The organism is Clostridium sp., assembly GCF_016650095.1.
GTDB lineage: Bacteria > Bacillota > Clostridia > Clostridiales > Clostridiaceae > Clostridium_AD.
Window position 1 is genome coordinate 1 of sequence record NZ_JAENWL010000200.1, and the last position, 6716, is coordinate 6716.

General features: G+C 30.2%; 6 protein-coding genes. 3 read left to right on the forward strand and 3 right to left on the reverse strand.

The window, feature by feature from the left end; translation table 11 throughout:
- Window positions 1-413: 413 nt before the first annotated feature.
- Together JJE11_RS11950 and JJE11_RS11955 are read right to left on the reverse strand one after the other, a co-directional pair.
- Window positions 414-1394: a DnaJ domain-containing protein gene (locus JJE11_RS11950; protein WP_291635879.1), complete on the reverse strand. Its 981-nt coding sequence runs from the start codon at window positions 1392-1394 to the stop codon at window positions 414-416.
- 509 nt (window positions 1395-1903) lie between these two features.
- The gene (locus tag JJE11_RS11955; RefSeq protein ID WP_291635881.1) at window positions 1904-2503 is read right to left on the reverse strand and encodes a recombinase family protein; all 600 of its coding nucleotides are present in this window, start codon (window positions 2501-2503) and stop codon (window positions 1904-1906) included.
- A gap of 383 nt (window positions 2504-2886) precedes the next feature.
- Here JJE11_RS11955 and JJE11_RS11960 point away from each other — a divergent pair, with 383 nt between their 5' ends.
- The 3 genes from JJE11_RS11960 (at window position 2887) to JJE11_RS11970 (ending at window position 5931) form a co-directional block, all read left to right on the forward strand.
- A complete protein-coding gene (locus tag JJE11_RS11960) occupies window positions 2887-3669 on the forward strand; it encodes a type II toxin-antitoxin system HicA family toxin (RefSeq protein WP_291635883.1) in 783 nt (260 codons plus the stop codon).
- A gap of 499 nt (window positions 3670-4168) precedes the next feature.
- Window positions 4169-4993 (forward strand): Ku protein, encoded by an 825-nt coding sequence (locus JJE11_RS11965; protein ID WP_291635885.1) that lies wholly within the window; start codon window positions 4169-4171, stop codon window positions 4991-4993.
- Window positions 4993-5931, forward strand: coding sequence for an RNA ligase family protein (locus JJE11_RS11970; RefSeq protein WP_291635887.1), 939 nt, complete (start codon window positions 4993-4995; stop codon window positions 5929-5931). Before JJE11_RS11965 ends, JJE11_RS11970 begins: the two co-directional genes overlap by 1 nt.
- Window positions 5932-6079: 148 nt before the next feature.
- On the opposite strand, the gene JJE11_RS11975 is transcribed toward JJE11_RS11970, so the two are convergent.
- A partial coding sequence (locus tag JJE11_RS11975) for a hypothetical protein (RefSeq protein ID WP_291635889.1) occupies window positions 6080-6716 on the reverse strand: 637 nt, incomplete at its 5' end.

Below are 6716 nucleotides of genomic sequence, written 5' to 3' on the forward strand. Positions count from 1 at the left end.
CCTTCAGATTCCATCTCGCGATGGACACCCTTGTCTTAAGCTATGCACTTGGCACTATTAACCCGTGCTAGGGACTTTCACCCATTAGATTGCGCCCATGCCGGGCGCACAATAAAAAGAGAAAGCTTATGCTCTCTCTTCACCTGTAATTAGCTCTTAACCAGTTCCCTACTGTGAACCTTAATTGCTATATACCATCCAATTTATATAAACATGATCTTTATATGTCGCACATTCTAGCACATTCGCTCTTATTTATATTGCCATTCTTTAATAGGTCATACCACACTTACCCTTTTACTTATCATGTTTCGCTTTAGTTTTGATTTATAATTATGGCATTGGGCGTCTTTAAGATAAATTTCTAAAAACTGGTATAATTGTATACCTTAAAATTCAGATGCTCATATTTTCTATATTATTTTCTGCTGATTTATATATTCTAAATCTTTTGTCGGATAATTTTTTAACATAATATCATATGCAGATGCACTTAAATGAATTTCCTGTTTAATATTTCGCTGTGAGTTATTAATAATAGTAATTGTTTTATCGGATGACAGCGTATAATATTCTAATTCTTCCTGACTAATTAATGCAAGAACGCATTTTGTATAATTAACTTCTAATAACCACACTACAATTCCCTTACCTAAAAAAGATAAACTTGAATCAGCATAACAATAAAATTCTTTATTACTAAAATCGCCTTTTTCATCAAGAAGGCAATCTCCTTTATAATATATAACTTTTGTATGTTGTCTTGTTTTTAATTGGTCTATAAGGACATTCCAATTGTTGTGTAATTTAGCTTCGGCATCTTCGTCTGAATTTTGAGGCGAATTTGCTTTTATATTATTTGACTTTATCTTTTCATATGCTTCTTGAATTTCAATAAATTTTTGAGTTGATAATTGAACAAGCTCCTCTGGTAAATCTTTAGAAATTAGTTTATCAGGATGAAACTTTGCAACCATTTCTTTATACTTTTTACTTACTTCATCTTCGGTGGCATTATAATTACAACCTAGCACATCATAATATTTGTTATAACTTTCATTAGATTTAATAATATTATTAATTGGTAAACCATATGTAAATTTGTTATAACACTTCGAGCATATATATTCACCATCTCCAGGAACAAATATATTTTTTTTACAATGTGGACAAGTGACTCCTATTTTATTATGTTGTCCATATGAAAAGTCATTATTACAAATATGGCAAGTATACTCACCGTCACATGGAACGTGGATTGTACTTCTGCATGTCGGACAGATAACATCCTTCCCTGATATTGCTTGTCGATTAGCAATGAGAACATCTAATTTTGCTTGTTCATTTCGGTGATTAGCAGTAGCAATAATAACTACTACACTAATGACTAACATTGCAATAGCACCCTCCATAATAAAACCCCTTCTTTCAATTATAATAAATTACTTACCCGTAATTTTCAATATTTTATTAATTCTATTATATTACATAATATCCTTTATTTTTATTTTTTCATATACTAAAAAATCACACTCCTATATTTATTTATAAATATTTTTATAGAATTTTTTTGTAGAATTTTATATTTGAGGAACCTGCCCTTTATCATTTATTCATACGGACGGGGGTTTACTCCTTCTCTGTGCTGGGTTTTTTTCTACATTTAGAACACAAAAACAATTCAACCTTTTCCTTAAATTTCTATATTAGAATAAATCGAAGTTAGTGATCATTTTTCTTCTATATCAATAAAAACTCCATTTCCTTATATATAATATCTTTGTCTACTACCTATACGGTTCAGGGCTACTGCTACTGCTACTGCTATCAGCATATAAAGAAAGAGAAGACTTATTCGCCCTCCCATTGCTTTAGTTAAATTTCAGTTAAATTTAATACAATTCTAACTTATAGTGCTCTCTTCAATGATCTTGATATATTTATACAAACAGGACCTGGATATGTCGCACATTCTAGCACATTCGCTCTTATTTATCTTACCATTTTTTAAAAGCCTATACGCTTTGACTACTGCCACTGGAACATTTTCTATAGTAGTTGTAGGTCTTCCTATTAATTTCCCTTTAGCTTTAGCATTAGCCATACCACTTTTAACTCTTTGGCTTATCATGTTTCGCTCTAGCTCTGCAAAAACACCCATCATTTTTAACATTCCTTCTGTCATTGGATCTAATTCTTTTATGCAATCTACAATGAAACTTCCTAACACTAATTTAATTCTTCTGGCTTTAGCTAATTCTATAATTTCACATAATTGTTTGGTACTTCGTGTTATTCTGCTTACCTCGGTTGCTATTATAGTGTCCCCTTGCTCTACTTTATCTAATAGTTTATTGAACTCTATTCTGTCTATTTTAGTACCGCTGGCGTATTCCAGGCAGATATTATTACTAGTAACTCCTAACGCCTTTAGCTCTCGTGTCTGCCTTGTAATATCCTGTTTAGTAATGTCTGTAGAACATCTTGCATATCCATATAACATTTATCTCCCACCCTTTCAAATGCACCTCTTAATACATTATATACCATTTATCCCAATTTGTATGCGAAAAGGTATAAATATTTTTAACTACAGTTTTTACTCGAAAATGCCTCTAATCCCACTTAAAAGTAATACAAAGTTGCCAAGGTAGGCGCATTTAAAATGTAGTGGAAAACAATTCCTTATTATTTACATACATAGGCATCATAATTCTTAAGTAAACGTAGGTATCACCGTTACACACAAAATTTTAATTGGGTATTATATATGACTTATGAACAAATGGTTTTATACTTATTTTTATTATATAGGAAACAATTTATTCCTTTTCTGATATAATTAGAGATATATTTGCATAAGAGGGTGATATTATAAATAATATAGTGCTAGGAAATAAATTAGTAAAGGATTTTAAAAATTTACAAATTGAAATTGAAGATTATTTAATTGAAAATGTGAGTGATATAGTAGCGGAATTTGCAGATAGGAAAGGTCAAGAACACTATAATTTGATTAATGAGCTATGTGATAGCTTTAAAAAAACAATGTCTAAAATGGCCACATTTGAAAGCTTTAACATTAACATGATAGACTACGATACAAAACTAATTGCTTTGAATGCCAAAATAGTAGAACAAGATAAATATTTCGATATATCTGGAGATTTTAATGATGAAGTTGCGACAATTGCAGCCGATTTAACAAAAAATAAAATGCTTTACTTACTTTCTATAATCGATGTGTCAAAAGAATTAGGTTTAAGTAAAACTACTAATATTCTTAATTTTAAACTTAAAATATTATTTGATAGAATAAAATATATTCTAAATGAAGCTATTGATGGTACTACTTATACGTATGAAGGAGAAGCTGAAAAATTAATTTCACCAATAAGATTAATAGTTGCTGAAAAAGTTGCTTTATATAATAGTTTTAGCATCAAAGAGCCTTTAGACGTAGCTCTCAAGGCCCAATATAAAAAAATACTTGATTATAAAGAAATTGATAGAATTATAAAAACTAGTGGATTTAAACCGATAAGACAAAATGGTTCCCATAAAATATATTCTAATTTTGAAGGTGAATCTATCCCAGTTCCCCAACATTCTTTAGGGAAGGGTTTAAGTTGCAAAATTCAAAAACAAATACTTCAAAAAAAACTATAAATAGGGGTATGTGTAGCAATGGAACCCAAACGGCAATAGTAATTATCCTATTAAACCATGTTCATCAATACACCTATAAGAAAGGACAGTTTCCTCACCTCATGAATTATCCAATTAATAGACTTGTTACTTTGTTAATATCCTTATTTGTAATTATAACTATAAGTAGATCTTTACTGATATATTAAATTTCCCTTTTTATATAGAGAACTTCTATACAATTTTAATAGTTAAATTTAACTCAATTCTTACTCCTAAACTTTATATGCTTTATAATCAATCGATTTAACTGTCACGTTTTGGTTGAATACAGTGAATATATTTTTAGTATTTGTCTATACTTTAAATACCAATCCTTTTTAATAATAACTAAAGAAAACAATGCTGCGCTGTGGTCCCCCTAAGTGCTGCATTGTTATTTTTATGTATAAGATATAATCTTAAATTTATAAAAAAATTACGTTTTGGTTATACTAGATATTATAATGAGGTGTTATAAATGTCTATAGCTCATAAAACAGTTATTTCCTTCGGACTTGTTGCTATTCCAATATCAATGTATACCGCTACCCAAGACAATGACATACATTTTAACCAATTACACAAAGAAGATAATTCTAGAATAAAATATAAAAAGACTTGTGCTCATTGTGGTAAAGAAGTTATAACAAAAGACCTTATTAAAGGATATGAATACGACAAAGACCATTATGTTGTTGTAACAGATGATGATCTAGAAAAAATTAAAACTGAAAAAGAAAAATCCATACAGATAATACACTTTGCACAACTAAATCAAATATCCCCAATTTATTATGATAAAACATATCAAGCTACTCCTCTAGCTGGTGGAGATAAAGCTTTTGAACTTTTACGTGCAGCGCTTATGTCCGAGCAAAAAATTGCAATAGGCAAGACGGTTATTGGAACAAAAGAAACGTTACTTGCTATAATTCCAAGAGATGACGGAATATTGATTTCTACTATGTACTATGAAGCCGAAATTAAAGACCTTGCGAAATCTTATAATAAACCTGAAATAATAGATGCAGAACTTACGATGGCAAAGGCATTAATTAATTCAATGATCACTCCTTTTGAGCCTGCTAAATATAAGGATGAATATCAGGTAAAATTACGAGATTTACTTGAAACAAAAATAGCTGGTAAGGATATAGTTGCATCTAAATCTGAAGCTCCAGGTAATGTAATAAATCTTATGGATGCATTGAAAGCAAGTATTGAACAAAATAAAGTTAAACAGACTCCAAAAACTCCGAAATCTAAAGCGCCACAACGCAAAAGAACTCCAAAAGGTGCGTAATGGATTTATTTGATGAGAAATGTATTAAGCCTATGCTTATAGGAGAAAATCAAGAAGCCTTTGATAGTCCTGAATATATATATGAATTAAAATTGGATGGAGAACGTTGCATTGCTTATCTAGATAAAGAGGTAACAGATCTACGTAACAAGAGAAATATTAAGGTGCTTGTAAAAGTACCGGAGCTATCCACTATGCACAAGCAAGTCAAATACCGTTGTATTTTAGATGGTGAGTTAATAGTTATTAAAGATGGTAAGCCTAATTTTTATGAGATTTTAAAGCGTTCAACACTATCAAATAACTTTAAAATAAAACTGGCGTCTGCAAAATTACCTGCGAGCTTTACTGCATTTGATATTCTTTATTATAAAGATCACTCTGTTACAGACTTACCCTTGATGGAGCGTAAAAAATTGCTTGAGAAAGTTATTAAGGAGAATGAACGCTTTGCAATTTCCAGATATATAGAAGGGGAGGGAATACAATTCTATCAACTTGCTAAAGCAAATGATCTTGAAGGAATAGTGGCCAAAAGAAAAGATAGTAAATATTATCAGGACAAGAAAACTAAAGATTGGATTAAAATTAAATATCTACTGGACGATGATTTTGTGATATGCGGATATATTCTTAAAGGAAAAGGTGTAATTAGTATAGTTATTGGTCAATATTCAGGCAATGAACTGACCTATAAAGGTCATGTAACTTTAGGTATATCATCGGAAGATTACAGAAGAATTGAGACAACACCCAAACTAAATTATCATCCTTTTGCTAATTTACCAATAGGTAATGATAATGCTGTATGGATAGAGCCTAATCTTGTTTGTGTAGTAAAATTTATGATGAAAACAGCTAATGGTAGTTTGCGACAACCTGTATTTAAAGGTTTAAGAAATGATAAGGACCCCAAGGATTGCCTTGTAAATAAATGAATTATATCTTATATACAATGCAAAATTCAGAATATAGTCGAACAATTTGGGTATTTTTGCCCATCCCCCCCAAAAGGGGGAATAGGCAAATTTAATAATTTATGATAATTTCCTTTTTATTTATAATAAAATTAGTTATATCAATTGTTTATAAATATGAATGCTCAGTTCTATATGCTGTATTAAAATGACCTGCGTTGATTTCATTATAGTCTTTTTCTTGAAATGTTTTTATATTATTAGGATCAAGTCCATCACTATATTCACCATTAAATTTATACGATTCCTCTTTAATAGCTAAATATGCCGTATCTCCTTTAACTTTAAATATAGCAATTCCATACCTAAAAAATGTAGAATTCACAAATGCAAATCTCCATTCTCCATTTCCTACATATGTTGCTGGTCCAGAACCATGACAAGGTACTGATCCCCCTTGCGAATAGAAAGCAAAATCTATATCAGCTTTATTGCCATTCAAATTTTCTAGTGTAATATATAATCCACTTAAATTATATTCATCTTCTTGACCATTTAAATATAAATTATAATGCCTTTCATCAATAAAATGTCCTTGAGAGTTTAATCTCATAGCATCTTTTTTCATTGCCTCAGCCTTTGCCTCGGCTGCTATTTTATCTTCTTTTTGTTTTTGTATTGCTTTGGTTATTTGCGCTTTAAGGTTAAGTGCATCAGTATTTTCCACATCAACTTCTAGCATACTCGATAACACAGTATTTGCATCATCAAACTTATTTTGTTTCAAATATTCATTAGCTAAATGC